A 16,210-nucleotide genomic window follows, 5' to 3' on the forward strand; every position below is an offset into this window, starting at 1 on the left:
GTCGTTCGAGTCGGATTGAAGGTCTGGTATGAGCGAGGTGCGAAAGCTGGATTTAATACACATTTCTCTTTTTATCACAAGCCAGCTTCTGCATTAATCAATAGCTAGACACTTGATGGATACTCATACTGCTCGCTGATTACCAAATTGGTTTTCATATACATCCAAATGATTTTTAAAGTATTTTCTATAATCATCAGCGGAATTTATTAAAATTGTCACCTCAATAAATGTTTCATCCAGTTCTTCTGAATAATCTTCGATAGCGATGAAACCATTAGCTATTTCTTCATCTATCCCTTTAATGAATAGTTTACATCCCGTTTTATCAGCATTTGGTGAATAAAACTGAGTAGGTATAAAAGCTCCATGAACTATGCCCATAGGGGGATCGCCAAACTCTAATTCAGAAACACCAATAATTTTATCTTCTTTTCTAATCTCGAATGCCACGTAATTACTCCTAAGTTATTGATTCTTGTTGTCGGTAAACCTGTTTATAAACCAAGTGACTATATCTATACCCTAAATAATTCGAGTTTCAGGCAGGCGGCAAGAGAAGGACAAATTCGTCGGGAACGAATTTGACCAGCCAATGGCTGGCCTTCGGTGAGAGACAGGATGTCTCTCATTCCATCCCAATGAGTTTACTCAGGTAAGTGATTCGGGTAGGTGCAGATTTGAACGCTGCTTGCAGCGGCCCTTCAGGTCGAGGCCCACGACGGGCCGAGTATGTGAACGCAGCCAACGCACATGCAACTTGAAGTATGACGGATATATATTGGTTGTTTTCATCGTATATAAGTAAGCGCTCTATGTCATGAGATTCGGTTTCTAATACGTAGCGGCCAAAACCAAGGGCCTATCAGGTCTGCTATGAGCTATTTAAAAATATTGTGGTACTTTCAGCCGATTTTGTCCGGCATCCTCTGGACTCTCGCAACCTGTATGGTCAATTCAAAAAATGGTGGTATAACATCATCGCTTCAACGCATTAATCTGCGAGACCGATAAACGATAAACAAGAAGCAATATATGGAAATTATTTTGATGCGTCATGGAAAGCCCACTTACACTGGCAATCCGAAAGTGACTTGCGATGAAATGTCTGAATGGGTTGCACAATACAATCTTTCGGATACGGGCAGCGATATGCCTCCAGAATCAAGCAAATCAATGGTATCCAAAGCATCGCTGATAATCAGTAGCCCTCTGCCAAGAGCACTTTCTTCTTTAAGTGCGCTCGGATGTGAACCAGACATCATTGACGACGTGTTCAGGGAAGCTGACCTACCTTTAATCAGGATACATGGCATTAAGTTACCCCCCACATACTGGACAGTTTTTTTTCGTGTCATGTGGCTCTGTGGCATGTCAAATAGGGCTGAGAGCTTAGGAATGGCAAAAAAACGTGCTTTCAAGGCCGCAGAATTACTGGTAAATCATGCTAAAAAATCAAATCGTCCCGTGTTGCTGATGGGACACGGCGTTATGAATCGGCTTATTGCAAGAGAACTCATATCGTTGGGTTGTATAGAAGGCTGTCGCCAGGGAAGAGAGTACTGGAACGTCGGCGTTTACAAACTTCTGCAAGTAAAACCTTAAATACATATACAATGTATTTCCACCACTACCACAAAGCGACCTGCCAGATTAGGTTTAGCTCTGTGCAGCAACAGAGCCAATTCAGACCTGAGCTACTACGCATAGGCAGCAACATAATCTCAAACAATATCAGCCAGTTCAGGCCATACACGGATTGAATTTTTACCTGCGGTTATGACACAGTAGAAACCTATCACGCTCTGTTTATCAACCACCTGCGGGTAACGATGATGAAACGTATAACAACAATCGCAGTAGCGCTGCTGGTCACTGCAACATTGAGCGGCTGCAATACCACGCGCGGCTTTGGCGAAGATGTGCAGAAACTAGGGAGTAAAATTTCCCACGCAGCCAGCTAATTCACCGCCAGATAAAAAAACCGGCAATCACTATGCCGGTTTTTTCTTTACGCTGCGCCCCAATCCCTTTCACGACCGAATAATATCCCTCAGAACGCCGACAGCATATCAATGTGCGGAATGCCGTCTTCGTCGTATACCTCACCGGTCGGCACAAAGCCAAACGCGCCGTAGAACGTTTGCAGATGGGCCTGCGCAGACAGGAAAAGATGCTTTTGCGGCCAGTGACGTGCGCAGGCAATCAGCGCGTGTTCCATGAGCTGATGCCCCAGATGTTGTCCGCGGGCGTGCGGCGCGACAATCACCCGCCCAATCGTTACCACATCATTGTTCGGATGCGGCGCGAGCAGCCGGGCATAGGCGGCCAGCTTACCGTCGCGGTATGCCGCAATATGGCGATTGCCTTCCACCAGATCGCGACCATCAATATCCAGATAGGGGCAGGTTTGCTCCACTACAAATACCTGACTGCGCAACGCCAGTATGTCATGCAGTGCATACACATTAAGGTCTGTCACATTCCAGTCATGCCATATCAGACTCATTTTCACCCTTCCTATTCTGCACTGGCAGAGCGCGCACGACGCTTAGCCAGAATCAGCCATACCCACAGCAGCGCAATCGACAACGCAAACAAAACGCCAAAGCCTATCCCGATCGCGATAACCGAGACGCCCAGTTTCACCACCAGAGAATAGAGCCCCAGCATGAGCAGCATAGCGCCGTTTTCACCCAGATTCTGTACGGCGATTGCATTACCCGCGCCGACGCTGGCCTTCCCACGTTCCTGCAACAGTGCATTGAGCGGGACAATAAAGAACCCACCGAGCGCCCCTAGCAGAATCAGCAGAGAATAAGCACTCATAAGATTATGCTGAAGCGTGAAAATCACCACCACCACGCCGATCAAGAACCCCGCAGGCAAGCAGCGCCGTACGTTATCAAGCGTCACCAGTTTGGCTGCGCCACCCGCTCCCAGCACGATCCCAACGGCGACCATTGCATTAAGCAGCGTCGGCGTCGCGTTATCGGTAATCCCAAGCGCATGTGGCACCCACAGAACCAGCAGAAAGCGCAGCGTTACACCCGCGCCCCAGAACATGCTGGTGCCGATCAACGAAAGCCGAGCATCGCCATCACGCCACAGCACCCGACAGGCAGAAAAGAAGCTGCCCGCCATCTGTACCGGATGCCACGGCTGCCCTGGACGCGCGGCGTTGAGATGTGGGATCAGCATATTCGCCCCCAGCGCTACGCCGTAAGCCACCGCGCAAACTGACAGCGCCCCGTAAATATTCCAGTCTGCCAGCACGCCCCCTGCGACAGAGCCAGTCAGAATCGCTGCAATGGTCGAGGCTTCCATCAAACCGTTGGCTTTTACCAACTGATCGCCACGTGTGATCTCACCCAGAATGCCGTATTTCGCGGGGGAATACGCGGCGGCACCAATGCCCACCAGCGTGTATCCCAGAAACGGATTACCGCCTACGCAAATGAGCAGTGCGCCCGCCAGTTTCAGTGTATTGGCGAACATCATCACCCGCCCTTTGGCAAAGCTATCCGCTATTTGCCCGACAAACGGTGCTAAAACGATGTAGGCAGCCACAAACCCCATCTGCAAAAACGGCTGGCTCCAGTCGGGATACACCAGCTGTTTAATCAATGCTAACGTGGCAAACAGCAACGCGTTATCACCAAACGCGGAGAAGAACTGCGCGATAATCACCGCGCTCATACTGCGCGACAGCAAAGGCGTCGCGGGTTCAGTCTGTCGACTCATGCACTAGGCTCCGACGCTTGAGTAAGGTTTTTTTCAGCGCTCGACTCTTCAGCCATATGGCGCAGCGTAACAAAATCAGGCTTACCACTGCCGAGTAACGGTAACGCTTTCACATAGCGAATATCGCGCGGTACTGCCAGTTCTGGTACACCGCTGCGGCGGGCTTGTGCAAGCAGCACATCACGAGTTATTTGGCTGTCTGTGGTAAACAGCACCAGCGCCTCACCTTTGCTGCTGTCGCTTTTCGCACTCGCAGCATGCTGCGCCTCCGGCGACACCTTCACCGCCAGTTGTTCCACGCTTTCGAGCGAGACCATCTCCCCTGCCAGCTTGGCAAACCGCTTCACACGGCCGATGATGGTGCAGAATCCTCTTTCGTCCAGTTCCACAATATCGCCAGTGTCATACCAACCCTGCTGCAATTCGCCTTCCGCATTTTCTGCCGCAGGCGCTTCGAGTACGCCGGGGTTTTCCACCCGCAGATACCCTTTCATGATATTCGGCCCACGCAGTTGCAGACGACCACCGCGCGTGATGCCCGGCACCGTAATCAAACGCGATTCAATTTCCGGTAACAGCAGGCCGACAGAATGGATCTTGGTCGCCATCGGCACGTTGATTGCCACCACTGGCGCACATTCGGTCACGCCATACCCTTCCAGGATGCGGATACCAAATTTGTCCTGCCAGACCTGACGCGTCGTTTCCGACAGCTTCTCCGCGCCAGCCACGACATAGCGCAAACGAGCAAAATCATACGGATGGGCGAAGCGTGCATAGTTGCCTAAAAACGTAGACGTACCAAACAGCACGGTACAGTTCTGGTCGTAAACCAGCTCCGGCACGATGCGATAGTGCAGCGGACTGGGGTAAAGAAACACGCGTGCGCCCGTCATCAACGGTGTTAACAGACCCACCGTCAGGCCAAACGCATGGAACAGCGGCAGCGCGGACATAAAGCGGTCGCGCGGCGTGAAATCCGCTACGGTGCGAATCTGTTCGACATTTGCCAACAGGCTGTCGTGGGAATGCACCACGCCTTTCGGATTCCCCTCGGAGCCCGAAGTAAACAGCACGATGGCTGCATCATCAGGTTTCTGCGGCAGCATCGCGCGGGCAGGAAACAGCAGATGAAACAAAATCCACAGCTTATCGACCAGCGTCACGGTGTCTTTCAAATCTTCCAGATAAACCCAGTTGGCCTCGCTGACCTGCTTCGGCAGATCCGTTAACTTACCTTTTTCAAGAAACTGGCGAGACGTGACGATCGTTTTGATCCCTGCCGCTTTCATCGCACTTTGTAGCCCTTTCGCGCCCGCCGTGTAGTTCAGCATGGCGGGAATGCGGTTACGCAGCGATGCACCCAGAATGGATGCCGCAGTGATGGTCGCATTCGGCAACAGCATACCGACATGCTCATCGGCGCGGGTGAAGCGCTGTAAAATGCGCGAGACACCCAGCGATTTTTTCAATAAACCTTGATAGCTGTCTTCATTGAATGAGATATCCGCAATACTGGCGGAATGCCGCCCGTAGCGGGTTCTCGCCGCCAGAAAGGCCTGATACAGCGTATGTTGCGGACGCGTTTCCATTCGCGCCTTCATCATAATCTGGTGCAAGCGTTCACCGGCCAGCGCACGGCGTTCTCTGGCACTGCTGGCTTCCGGCATCGGCAACGTGGTCGGCGGCAAATAGGTGATCGTAATCTGCGGGAGGCAGCGGCGTTTAAATACGCCCGCCAGTCGACCAAACGGCGTGAACTCGGCACCATCGATACGCACGGGGATGATCGTTGCCCCTGATTTCGCGGCGACAAACGCCGCACCGCTGTAAATCTTCATCAACGAACCGGTGACGCTAATACGCCCTTCCGGGAAAACGACAACAGGCTGGCCGCGTTCAATCACTTTGATCAACCCCTTGATCGCCAGAGGTTTAGTCGGATCTAACGGCACAAAATCGATATAAGGCTTCAACCAGCGCATAAACCAGCGATCGGAAATGGAGGAATACACGGCAAAGACGGGTTTTATCGGTAAGAATAACGCCAGCAGAACACCATCAAGAAAAGAGACGTGATTGGGGGTGATGAGCAATTTGGATTGCTGGAATTGGCTGCTGTCGCCCTCGATCCGGATGCGGTACAGACGCTGGAACACCCAACGTAACAGGGTATAAATCATGCCTTCTCCCAATAGACAGATAAACGGGTAGCTTGCTGAGGCACAAACCACCGAGCGATACGTCAAAATACTACATACTCATCAGACTTCAAGCGACGGATATACGGCTTAACGCGAAGATTGCCGTCGGCACATCATTCACATAGCATTAATCACGTAGGGGATAGCGAAAGCGGGAATTCAGGCAAAAAAAAACCTACGCATCCGCGTAGGTTGGTGTAATCAAATGATTTCAATGTACAGAGTACATCGATATATCACCAATCAATACCTCTGGGACTTGTTACTCTAAGGATCGCCACTTATCTTCACCAGCGATGAATCGAAAGAGTTATTCTATAAGTGCAACCAACTGTAAAATTCTAGCGAATCATGTAAGGCAACCGCCTTCTCAGCGCCTTTTCGCCAGATAAATGCCGCTATTTACCCCTAAAGGTTCCTTTTCTCTCCGATTCCGCTTTTTCACCTTTTTCCCGCCCGATCACATTTCCTGATTTTTTATCGGTAAATGACCACTCAAACACAGGGGTGTTAGTCCACTTTTTCAACAGAATCAATCAGAAAGTGAGGAGTAGGATCGCGGAGTCTGCATGGGGCAGACGCTGAATTTAACCAGGTGTGTGTAACGAATAATGAAGAACTACAAAATAGGTACCCGACTGGCCGGTGGCTTTGGCCTACTTATTGCGCTTTCGTTGGCGATGCTGACCAGCGGTATTTACCAACTTAACCAGGTATCCAGCAGTACACAACAGATGATGCAAGAACCGCTGCGCAAGGAAAGGCTGGCATCTGACTGGCATGCCACGCTTGTCGCGGGGGTTCAGCGCAGTATGGCGGTAGCACGCAGTAATGACGACTCGCTGGTTGAGCTATTTGCTGCCGAAAACACCCGCGCCAGTAAAGAAAGCGGTAAACGACAGGAAGATTTTGCCAGCCTGATCTCTACGCCAGAAGAAAAAGCCTTATTCGACAAAGTTGGCGAATATCGTCAGTCCTACATCAAAAAGCGCGATGCGATTATCACGGAGAAAGGCGCGGGTAACTTCGATCGCGCCAGAGCACTGTTCGATGATGAATTCGTTCCCGCTTCCAATGGCTATCTGGCAAGTGTGGAAGCACTGCGCGACCACCAGCGCGCCAGCATCGATAAAATGGGACAAGACATTAACACTGGCGCAAGCCGTGGCGATCTCATCCTTGCTATCACAGGCGCACTGAGCGCCATCATCGGCGTTCTGATCGCCTGGGTGCTCACCCGCAGTATCGTGCAGCCACTGTCGCGCGCCGTACAGGCTACGCAAGCCGTCGCGGCGGGCGATCTCACGCACAACGTGCAGCCTGAAGGGCGTGATGAAGCCGCGCAATTGCTGCACGCCCTGCAAGATATGACCGTGCGTCTGCGCTCTATTGTTGGCGAAGTTCGTCAAGGATCTGAATCCATCGCCGGTGCTTCTTCACAGCTTGCCGCGGGCAATATCGATCTTTCCAGCCGCACGGAAGAACAGGCCAGTGCACTACAGGAAACCGCTGCCTCTATTGAGCAGTTAAGCGCGACGGTAAAGCAAAATGCCGATAACGCGCGTCAGGCCAATCAGTTGGCACAATCGACCACGCAGCAAGCGCAGTCAGGTGGGCAACTGGTGACGGAAGTGGTGGAAACGATGGGCGCGATCGACTCTTCATCGAAGAAAATCGTCGATATCATCGGCGTCATCGATAGCATCGCGTTCCAGACCAACATCCTGGCGCTGAATGCCGCCGTAGAAGCCGCACGGGCAGGTGAGCAAGGCCGCGGTTTCGCCGTGGTCGCCAGTGAAGTACGCAGTCTGGCACAACGCAGCGCCTCTGCGGCTAAAGAGATTAAGGAGTTGATCGATCGCTCTGTTCAAACCGTGGAAGCGGGCAACCGATTGGTGGTACAAGCGGGCACATCGATACAGGACATCGTCAATGGCGTGCGCAAAGTCAGCGATCTGGTCGGAGAGATCAGCTCTGCCAGCAACGAACAAACGATGGGCATTGAGCAGGTAAACGTCGCGGTGAACCAGATGGAAGTGACCACCCAGCAGAATGCCTCACTGGTGAACGAAGCGTCGGCCGCTACGCAGTCTCTACAACAGCAGGCCGCACAGTTGGCGGAGACGGTCAGCCAGTTCCGTTTAGGCAACAGCCATCAGATCGCCCGTACGCCAGCGGCAGCGCCTTCGTTAGCCCTGCAACCTGCGCTAGCCGCACCGGGTAAGAGCGGTGTCTCTGCCAGTGAGGGAGACTGGACATCGTTCTGATTCTCCCGATACTTCTCGGCCTGCTATCTCTTAGTCATTTTTCTATGCAAATTCAGAGGTAGTTTCGTGCGCGATAGTACCGTTATTTTCATGCTACCCCGTAGCACGCGCCCGACACGGGACGGCTCAAACGCCGCTCGCCCCGTGACCCCAGGCTTACGGCTAAATTATGCCGCTACGCGGTTCCATCAGTGTTCTTGACCGCTAACCGAGCCGCCAGTGACGCGTTCCCGACGCGGCACTGGCTTTCGCGGCGTCCATGCCGCTCACTCGGCGGCCAAACCCACCGATGCATAATTTTTACGCCAGATAACAGCAAAACCTGCCATAGGCATGCCAGCAGTATAGCGCTCGAAACTGCCTCTGAATTTGCATAGAAACATGACTAAGACGAAGGGACCGCCTACAGCGGCTGGTGATACAGCCGCACCGTTTTGTCCGGGTAGTCCAATCCCTCGCCGATGTAATGCCAGCCGTGGTTTTCGTAATAGCCGCTAAACGTGGCGTACAGGTAAAGGTCATCAAATCCCGCGCGACGGCAGAAATCTATTACGTGCCGTTGCAGCGCCACGCCCAGCCCTTTATCGCGATAACTTTCTTCCACATACAACGACGCCAGCCAGGGCGTCAGGTCCTGTCGGCTGATTAAATCACAGCGCCAGAGCCCCACCGTCCCGACTAAACGATCGCCATCCAACGCGATAAACGTCAGCGGCAGCGCCGCAGGATTCAGGCTATTGCGCACCACACTGGCAAAGAATTCACGGCTGTTCTGGCTACCGAAAGCCTGCCATATCCAGTCGATCACCTGCTCCTGATGCTGGGGATGATCTGCCAGATAAACGATGTCCGCCATAACTAGACCAGTTTCCCTTGAAAAATCGGTACAGAATCAAACAAATAGCCGTCGAACTCCGGCGCGTCAGCGTCAGAGATTTCCATCAGCGTATTTTTGACATTTTCAAGGTGTTGCCACATCGCCTGATAAGAGCCGGACACATCGCGACGCCGCAGCGCGGCCAGAATAGCTTGATGATCCGCCAACCATTTCAGGCGATAGCCCTGCGTGCCAACATGGGTGTAAAGCTGCTGCCAGAGCGCGTTATCGTCACGACACGCCCAGATATTGCTGACCGTTTCCAGCAGCATCTGGTTTTGCGTCGCCCCCGCAATTTGCAGGTGGAACAAGCGATCGAAATCGCCGCGGTAATCTTTTCCGGCAATTGCAGCCTGCTCTTGCTCTAGCGTTTTACGCAGGTTTTCGATATCCGCTCTCGTTGCCATGCGTGCCGCAAACGCCGCGATGTTGCTTTCCAGCAGTTGGCGCGCCTGTAGCATTTCAAACGCGCCAATATGATTCTTGGCGCTGTCTGCCGCGTCATCTTCATCGGGAATACGCAGGACATAAACCCCAGACCCCTGACGAATATCAACCGTGCCTTCCAGCTCAAGCATCAGCAGCGCTTCGCGCACTATCGTGCGGCTAACGCCATAGGTTTCCGCAATATTTCGTTCAGGAGGCAGGCGCGATCCGACGGGGTAGTCCCCTGATTGAATCTTTTGGCGCAAATCACAGCCAATTTCCTGATATTGCTTCTTTTCTTGCAGAACCACATCCTTCGCCACGCTTTCACCCTACATACACTGGCCACCCTGAGTGCGGCCCTGATGTCCGCACTAATTTATCCTCACGCGTACTGACGTCGCGGCGGGACATTAGTCTACCAAACTCAGCGCCTGATCCAGTACTTTTGCACCATTTAATGTGCCGTAGGCGACAGGGTCGATCACCGCGATAGGGATCTGATAGCTATCCGTTAGCTTTTTATTTTCGTTAAGTTTGAAGCGTACCTGCGGCCCTAATAGAACCGCGATAATATCGCTGCCGAACTCCTGCAATTCATCCCGCAAATTTTGTTCCGGGATCGCGTAGATCTTAAATGCCATTCCCCGCGCTTCCGCTTCCTTCTCCATTTTAGTGACCACCAGTGAGGTCGACATGCCTGCCGAACAGGCCAGTACGATTCTTTTCATATTCCATTCCTCATTTTGGTTATCTGCGTCTATTTCTCTTATTTCTCTTCATCATCCAGCGTCAATTCAAGCCGACGCGTGTCGTGTAGCTGACGAAACCAACCGGCAGATTTTTTCGGTCTTCGTTGCCGATCCTGTTCCAGATCGATTTCGATCAATCCGTAGCGGTTTTTAAACGCGTTCATTGGCGAAACATTATCGGTAAACGCCCACAGCATGTAGCCTCGGCAGTTTGCCCCTTCTTCTTTCGCCTTCAACGTCCAGTAAAGGTGTTCAGCAATAAATGCGATGCGGTAATCGTCCTGAATCACGCCCGTATCGTCTTTAAAGCGCGCCTCATTCTCGATACCGATACCGTTTTCTGCCACAAACCACGGCGCATTGCCGTAGTCGCGCGCTATGCGTTTCGCCATGTCGTAAATGATTTTGGGATTGATCTCCCAGCCACGGGAGGTGTTCATGCGACGTCCCGGCAGCTCAAAATGCTCGTAGTAATAAGCCGGATGGAACGGCGTCTCCTTGTTCCATTCACGGCTAGGTGCTTTTACCCGATGCGGGTAATACAGGTTGATTCCTACCTCATCGACCGTGTTATCGCGAATGATCGCCAGCTCTTCTTCCGTGTAATCCCAGTTCACCTGGTGCTGAGCCAGTAGCGCGATCAGTTCCGCCGGGTATTCCCCTTTCAGCGCCGGATCGAGAAAGACGCGGTTATAAAACAGATCGTAAAGGTGTGCCGCTCTCACATCATGTGCCGCGCGGGATCGTGGATAGGTGACTTCAGGATTGAGGATCACACCAATCGATCCGCCGTCCCGGCCATACCCTTGCTGCCGAAACCGCTGCACCACTTTTGCCGTCGCCAGATTCTTGTGGTGATTCCACTGCATCCACGTGTGCGTGTTCTGCTCATAAGGGTAGCGTAGCGCGTCCAGATAAACGCGCGTCTGCACCACAATTGGCTCATTGAAGGTAAACCAACGCTTCACTTTTCCGGCATAACGGGCGAAAACGGCATCGGCATACAGCACAAACCATTCCACCACCTGCTTTGATGACCAGCCCTGATACTTCTCCAGCAAGCAGGCGGGCAGTTCATAATGTTCAAGGCAGATCATCGGTTCGATCCCCTGCCGGTGCATTTCATCCAGCAGATTGTCGATGTAGGCGGCGTACTCCTCATCAACGATACCTTTCTCATAATCCAGCATGAAGCGTGACCAGTTGATCGACGTACGATAGTGCGTCAGTCCCGCCAACTTCATCAGCGCGACATCTTCCCGATAGCGGTTAAAGAAGTCCGTCGCTTTCGCCGGGCCATACCCGTTATGCCAGACCTGACGATCTTGCTTGTACCAGAGATCCAGATAGGAATCCTGCCCGGCTTTCTTGCCGCTCCACCCTTCCGTTTGCCATGCCGATGCCGCCGCGCCCAGAATAAAATCCGGTGGAATAGTCAGTGAAACCTTACTCATGCGTTACCTCTCTTCTCGTCCGTTTCAGGCTTTTTCCGCTGCGGCCTGCTTTTCCGCTTCCAACTGCGCTAACTCGGCGCGGCGAGAGGCGACTTTGACAAACGGCAGATAAATCAGCATCGCAACGATGATGCACACAATCTGCGTCGCAACCGCCCCCATTGAGCCCGCCGTCGACAACCAGGCGTTGATGATTGGCGGCGTCGTCCACGGCACCATCACCACCGCTTTACCGGCAAACCCCATACTGGTGGCGAAATAACCAATCGTACCGGTCACTAACGGTGTGATAATGAAGGGAATAGCCAGAATCGGGTTGAGCATAATCGGCATACCAAAAATCACCGGTTCATTGATATTGAACACGCTGGGGCCAAAAGAGATTTTGGCAATCTCTTTCATCTCTTTGCGTTTAGACGCAATCATCACCGCCATCAGCAGGCCAATGGTCAGACCGGAACCACCGATGCTCATGTACACATCCCAGAACGGCATAGTGATAATGTTCGGGATCTCATGCCCCTGCTCGAACGCGGTCATGTTGACGGCAATCGCCCCCAGCAGAAGCGGTTCACGAATCGGCTTAATCATTTGGTTGCCGTGAATGCCGATCACCCAGAACAACTGAGCGACAAACATTAGCACCAGTAAACCGGGCAAGCTCTGCACCACGGATTCCAGCGGCTGCTGTACAACTTTATAAACGGCGTCATACAGATACATACCCGTCAGGCGGTGAAACACAAACCCAAAGGTGGCGATAGCGACCACCGTGATAATGGAAGGAAACAGCGCGGAGAAAGAGGCCGCGACGTTGGACGGCACACTGTCCGGCATTTTAATCTGTAGCCGATCGACATTTTGCAGCTTGGTATACATCTCGACAGACAGAATGGCGATAAACATCCCCAGAAATAGGCTTTTGGTATCGGAAAACTGCTTCGCCAGCACGTCTTTCACCACCATCATCTGCCCGTTGACGGCCATTTCAATCGTAGTTGGCGTAACGGCAATAAAACAGATCACCGCCAGCAGGCCGGGGAACAGCCCGCGTGAACCATTAATCTTGCCAAGCTCAATACCAATCAGAAAGACAGCACCGATAGTCAGAAAGCTGAGCGTGGCATAGTTAATGCCGCTCATGATCGGCTTAAGCTCCGCCAGGAACGAAAATAGGGGAAAACTGGCCAGACCATTTTTAGGGTCCATCACCATGTTGGAGATCAGAACGGAAAACGCGCCGACGATAATGACCGGCATCAGCGTAATAAAGGATGCCTTAATCGCCATAATGTAACGCAGGCTATTAAATTTATTGGCAAAGGAGCCCAATGAATCAATCAGTTGGTCCTTAAATGACATAACACCACCTCTTTGATCATCATATCGTTATATCGCGTGTAGCACGCGGGATGGCCGTTACGCGCAGGGTAAATGCAGGTACCGCGCTTTCGCGTTTGGCATACCAAAAATCAACCATAATGAATTATTTTTCTGTGACATGATTCTCACAAGACGATATTGGAATTCCAATATGATGAAAATGTGATTTTTGGCATACCATAAATTGTCAGCCAACATGGGCTGCTTTCCTGACCACAAGAAGGAAACCGACGATGAAAGACATAGAAAACGTTCCTGCATTCGATATGGAACAAACCGTGATGGAACTGCTGATTAATGCGGGTGAAGCGCGCTCAAACGCCATGATGGCCATTCAAGCCTCACGCCAGCGAGAATGGCAACAGGCGGACAATCTGCTCGCGGCGTCACAAGAAGCGGCTCGTGCCGCTCACCGCGTGCAAACACGGCTGATCGGTTTGGATGAAGGAGAAGGAAAGGTGCCAGTCAATCTGATCATGGTGCATGCGCAGGACCATCTGATGACCGCCATGCTATGTCGGGATTTGGCGGAAGAGATCGTCTTATTACGACGAGAAATGGCTACATCACAAAACTGACAAAATCTGGTTGAGAAACGAGCATCGGGCGTTAAATCCGACAATATGCCTGTGGTAATATGCTCGTAACAGGGATGGATAGGCGCTTTCAGCCCGTCATCATACTCAATTAAGGTGTAGCAATGAAAACCATGCTTGAGGTGGCGAAACGCGCGGGCGTGTCTAAAGCAACCGTATCCAGAGTGCTCAACGGCACGGGTCAGGTCAAACAGGCAACACGCGATGCCGTATTTCAGGCAATGGATGAACTCGGCTACCGTCCTAATTTTCTAGCACGCTCGCTGGCTCGCCGTACCTCAAACAGCATTGGTCTCGTTATCTCCAATTTTGACGGTCCCTATTTTGGCCGTCTGCTGCGCCGTGCTACGGATATCGCGGAAAGCAACGGTAAACACCTCATCGTAACCGACGGACACGATACGCCGGAAGATGAGCATCGTGCGGTGCAACTTCTGTCTGACAGGCAATGCGACGCGATTATTCTCTATACCCGCTATATGTCCGAAACGGATCTCATGGCGCTGCTGAATACGCTGACCATTCCGATGATCGTGATGAATCGCGATCTGCCGCAGGCGCGGGAGCGCTGCATTTTCTTCCGCCAGCAGCAGGCCGCATTTGACGTGGTAAATTACCTGATCGAACAAGGTCACCGTGAGATCGCCTGCATCACCGCACCGATGCAAACGCCGACAGCACGGGCACGACTCGCAGGCTATCAGCAAGCCTTAATCGCCCACCAGATCGAAGTTGACCCGCGTAGGGTGGCACACGGAACCAGCCTGGTTGCCAGCGGCTATCAGGCTGCACAGCAGTTGCTGAATAACGGCATCGGCTTTAGTGCGCTGTTTGTCAGCAACGATCACATGGCGATTGGCGCAATGAAAGCGCTGTACGAAGCGGGGAAAAGATTGCCGCAGGATGTCTCCGTTTTCGGCTTTGACGATGAACCCTGCGCAACCTACCTGCACCCTTCACTTTCTACCGTTTACATGCCGATCGAAGAAATGGCGGCCACCGCGATTACGCAAGTACTGGATCTGATTGCAGGCAAAGACGTTAAACCACTGCAACCTTTTACTGGCGAACTGAAGCTACGTGAGTCGGTACAGAAAGGGCCATACTTTACCGTCTAATAGTATCGGCTCAGACACTTCAGCACGTCATTACCATAATGAACGTTCCCGTTTCACGCTTTAGTCATCGTCCAGTTGTACCGCGACGTAAAGCAAAAAACGATCGTCAAAATTTGCCAGATTGAGCCCTGTCAGTTCAGAAATACGCCGCAGTCGGTATTCCAGCGTATTTTTATGAATATAGAGTGCATTCGCGGTGACGGCAGCCTGTAAATTATGCCTGAACCAAGTATGCAGCGTTTTTCTAAATACCCCATTGTTATCCATCGCTTTTAGACGACGCAGTGGACGCACCAGTTCGTTGGCCTGCCATCCTCCACGTAAGCTATCGAGCAGGACAGGTAACTCCATATCCTGATAGCAGTAGCATGGTGTTTCTGGCATGCGCTGCTTACCCACTTTCATCGTCGTTTTTGCCGTATGGTATGAACGTTCAACGCCGCCATCACCGGGAAAAAAGTTGCCTAATGCCAGGCGCACACGTAGAGAACTCCCTTCTTGCAGCCGATGATATAATTTTTCCATCCGCCGTTTATGTTCTTCGGGTTCCCACCGTTCCGCATGGATAAACGCAGGCTTAAGTACCACCATCTCAGTCAGAGAGACTATCGCCATCAGGTCGTCTTTATCGGTTTCCATCAACAGTGACTGTAATTGCTGGAGTTCTGTCATCGCGGTGCTGACCCCCAGTTGCCCGCTGTCTAATTCAACAACCATCGCAATCCGAGGCTTTTGCAGATCGACCCCTAATCGCTGCGCCCATTCGCACTGTGTGGCTGAATAGGCAGAACTGCGCACCAGACTGAGTACCAACTCTTCCCGCAAACGGCTATTTTGTGCCAGTAGTTGGAGTAATCGGGCCTGTTCCAGCATCATTTCCGCCGTCATACAGACCAATTCGCCATATTGACGCAGCCCCGCTGGTGTACCGGTTAACCCGATCACACCGACAATATTCCCGTTTAAGCGCAGAGGCAGATTAACACCCGGCCTGACGCCCTGTAGCATATGCACGGACGCGTCATCAATATTAACAATACGTTCCTGCGTAAGTGCTAACAGTGCACCTTCATGTATTTCGCCAACACGCTCCTTATCACCACTACCGATAATTCGCCCTCGTGCATCCATGACATTCACATTGCAATCAATAATCTGCATTGTCCTCGTCACAATAGAGCACGCCAATTTATCATCAAAATCATAGTCAGCCATAAATTATCCCCGGCGTAGGTGGCATAAAATATAACGTGAAAATTAAGCTCTCATTTAATATCTATTTATCGTCATCATGTTTCACGCTAATAAAACCACGCCAATCATTATTATAAAAAAGAAAAAATCCACTCATTGTTTCCCGACGGGAATAAAAATCAACTTTAATTAGTT

At 51.7% G+C, this 16,210-nt stretch carries 15 protein-coding genes; 5 read left to right on the plus strand and 10 right to left on the minus strand.

What is annotated here, in order from left to right:
• Window positions 1-123 precede the first annotated feature (123 nt).
• Window positions 124-453, minus strand: coding sequence for a hypothetical protein (locus A6301_RS04645; RefSeq protein WP_107169986.1), 330 nt, complete (start codon window positions 451-453; stop codon window positions 124-126).
• 582 nt (window positions 454-1,035) lie between these two features.
• On the opposite strand from A6301_RS04645, the gene A6301_RS04650 reads away from it, so the two are divergent.
• Window positions 1,036-1,605, plus strand: coding sequence for a histidine phosphatase family protein (locus A6301_RS04650; RefSeq protein WP_234257212.1), 570 nt, complete (start codon window positions 1,036-1,038; stop codon window positions 1,603-1,605).
• A gap of 230 nt (window positions 1,606-1,835) precedes the next feature.
• Window positions 1,836-1,964: an entericidin A/B family lipoprotein gene (locus A6301_RS04655; RefSeq protein ID WP_234257238.1), complete on the plus strand. Its 129-nt coding sequence runs from the start codon at window positions 1,836-1,838 to the stop codon at window positions 1,962-1,964.
• Window positions 1,965-2,053: 89 nt separating this feature from the next.
• Here the strand turns inward: A6301_RS04655 and A6301_RS04660 are convergent, their stop codons facing one another.
• Genes A6301_RS04660 through aas form a run of 3 tightly spaced genes read right to left on the minus strand, consistent with a single transcriptional unit; the run spans window position 2,054 to window position 5,927 of the window.
• A complete protein-coding gene (locus tag A6301_RS04660) occupies window positions 2,054-2,509 on the minus strand; it encodes a GNAT family N-acetyltransferase (protein ID WP_107168107.1) in 456 nt (151 codons plus the stop codon).
• Window positions 2,510-2,520: 11 nt separating this feature from the next.
• On the minus strand, window positions 2,521-3,744 hold the full coding sequence (gene lplT, locus A6301_RS04665) for a lysophospholipid transporter LplT (RefSeq protein WP_205540194.1): 1,224 nt from the start codon (window positions 3,742-3,744) through the stop codon (window positions 2,521-2,523).
• Window positions 3,741-5,927 (minus strand): bifunctional acyl-ACP--phospholipid O-acyltransferase/long-chain-fatty-acid--ACP ligase, encoded by a 2,187-nt coding sequence (gene aas / locus A6301_RS04670; protein ID WP_215484609.1) that lies wholly within the window; start codon window positions 5,925-5,927, stop codon window positions 3,741-3,743. Before aas ends, lplT begins: the two co-directional genes overlap by 4 nt.
• 632 nt (window positions 5,928-6,559) lie before the next feature.
• On the opposite strand from aas, the gene A6301_RS04675 reads away from it, so the two are divergent.
• The gene (locus tag A6301_RS04675) at window positions 6,560-8,215 is read left to right on the plus strand and encodes a methyl-accepting chemotaxis protein (protein ID WP_075278326.1); all 1,656 of its coding nucleotides are present in this window, start codon (window positions 6,560-6,562) and stop codon (window positions 8,213-8,215) included.
• 403 nt (window positions 8,216-8,618) lie between these two features.
• On the opposite strand, the gene A6301_RS04680 is transcribed toward A6301_RS04675, so the two are convergent.
• The 5 genes from A6301_RS04680 to A6301_RS04700 form a co-directional block, all read right to left on the minus strand.
• Window positions 8,619-9,071, minus strand: coding sequence for a GNAT family N-acetyltransferase (locus A6301_RS04680; RefSeq protein ID WP_107168104.1), 453 nt, complete (start codon window positions 9,069-9,071; stop codon window positions 8,619-8,621).
• 2 nt (window positions 9,072-9,073) lie between these two features.
• Entirely contained in the window at window positions 9,074-9,841 is a 768-nt protein-coding gene (locus tag A6301_RS04685) for an FCD domain-containing protein (RefSeq protein ID WP_103160671.1), read from the minus strand.
• A 90-nt stretch (window positions 9,842-9,931) separates the two neighbouring features.
• Window positions 9,932-10,249 carry a PTS sugar transporter subunit IIB gene (locus A6301_RS04690; protein WP_048262149.1) on the minus strand — a complete coding sequence of 106 codons (318 nt, stop codon included), beginning with the start codon at window positions 10,247-10,249 and terminating at the stop codon, window positions 9,932-9,934.
• A 38-nt stretch (window positions 10,250-10,287) separates the two neighbouring features.
• On the minus strand, window positions 10,288-11,724 hold the full coding sequence (locus tag A6301_RS04695) for a glycoside hydrolase family 1 protein (protein ID WP_234257213.1): 1,437 nt from the start codon (window positions 11,722-11,724) through the stop codon (window positions 10,288-10,290).
• 24 nt (window positions 11,725-11,748) lie between these two features.
• Complete coding sequence (locus A6301_RS04700; protein ID WP_107168102.1) at window positions 11,749-13,086, minus strand: PTS sugar transporter subunit IIC; 1,338 nt, start codon at window positions 13,084-13,086, stop codon at window positions 11,749-11,751.
• A gap of 254 nt (window positions 13,087-13,340) precedes the next feature.
• Here A6301_RS04700 and A6301_RS04705 point away from each other — a divergent pair, with 254 nt between their 5' ends.
• Together A6301_RS04705 and A6301_RS04710 are read left to right on the plus strand one after the other, a co-directional pair.
• The gene (locus tag A6301_RS04705) at window positions 13,341-13,685 is read left to right on the plus strand and encodes a PTS lactose/cellobiose transporter subunit IIA (RefSeq protein ID WP_205540199.1); all 345 of its coding nucleotides are present in this window, start codon (window positions 13,341-13,343) and stop codon (window positions 13,683-13,685) included.
• Between the two features lie 122 nt (window positions 13,686-13,807).
• On the plus strand, window positions 13,808-14,821 hold the full coding sequence (locus A6301_RS04710; RefSeq protein ID WP_234257214.1) for a LacI family DNA-binding transcriptional regulator: 1,014 nt from the start codon (window positions 13,808-13,810) through the stop codon (window positions 14,819-14,821).
• A gap of 60 nt (window positions 14,822-14,881) precedes the next feature.
• Here the strand turns inward: A6301_RS04710 and A6301_RS04715 are convergent, their stop codons facing one another.
• Complete coding sequence (locus A6301_RS04715; RefSeq protein ID WP_107168099.1) at window positions 14,882-16,036, minus strand: CdaR family transcriptional regulator; 1,155 nt, start codon at window positions 16,034-16,036, stop codon at window positions 14,882-14,884.
• Between the last annotated feature and the right edge of the window lie 174 nt (window positions 16,037-16,210).

Source organism: Pectobacterium sp. IFB5596 (assembly GCF_021432585.1).
In the GTDB taxonomy this organism is placed as follows: Bacteria; Pseudomonadota; Gammaproteobacteria; order Enterobacterales; family Enterobacteriaceae; genus Pectobacterium; species Pectobacterium punjabense.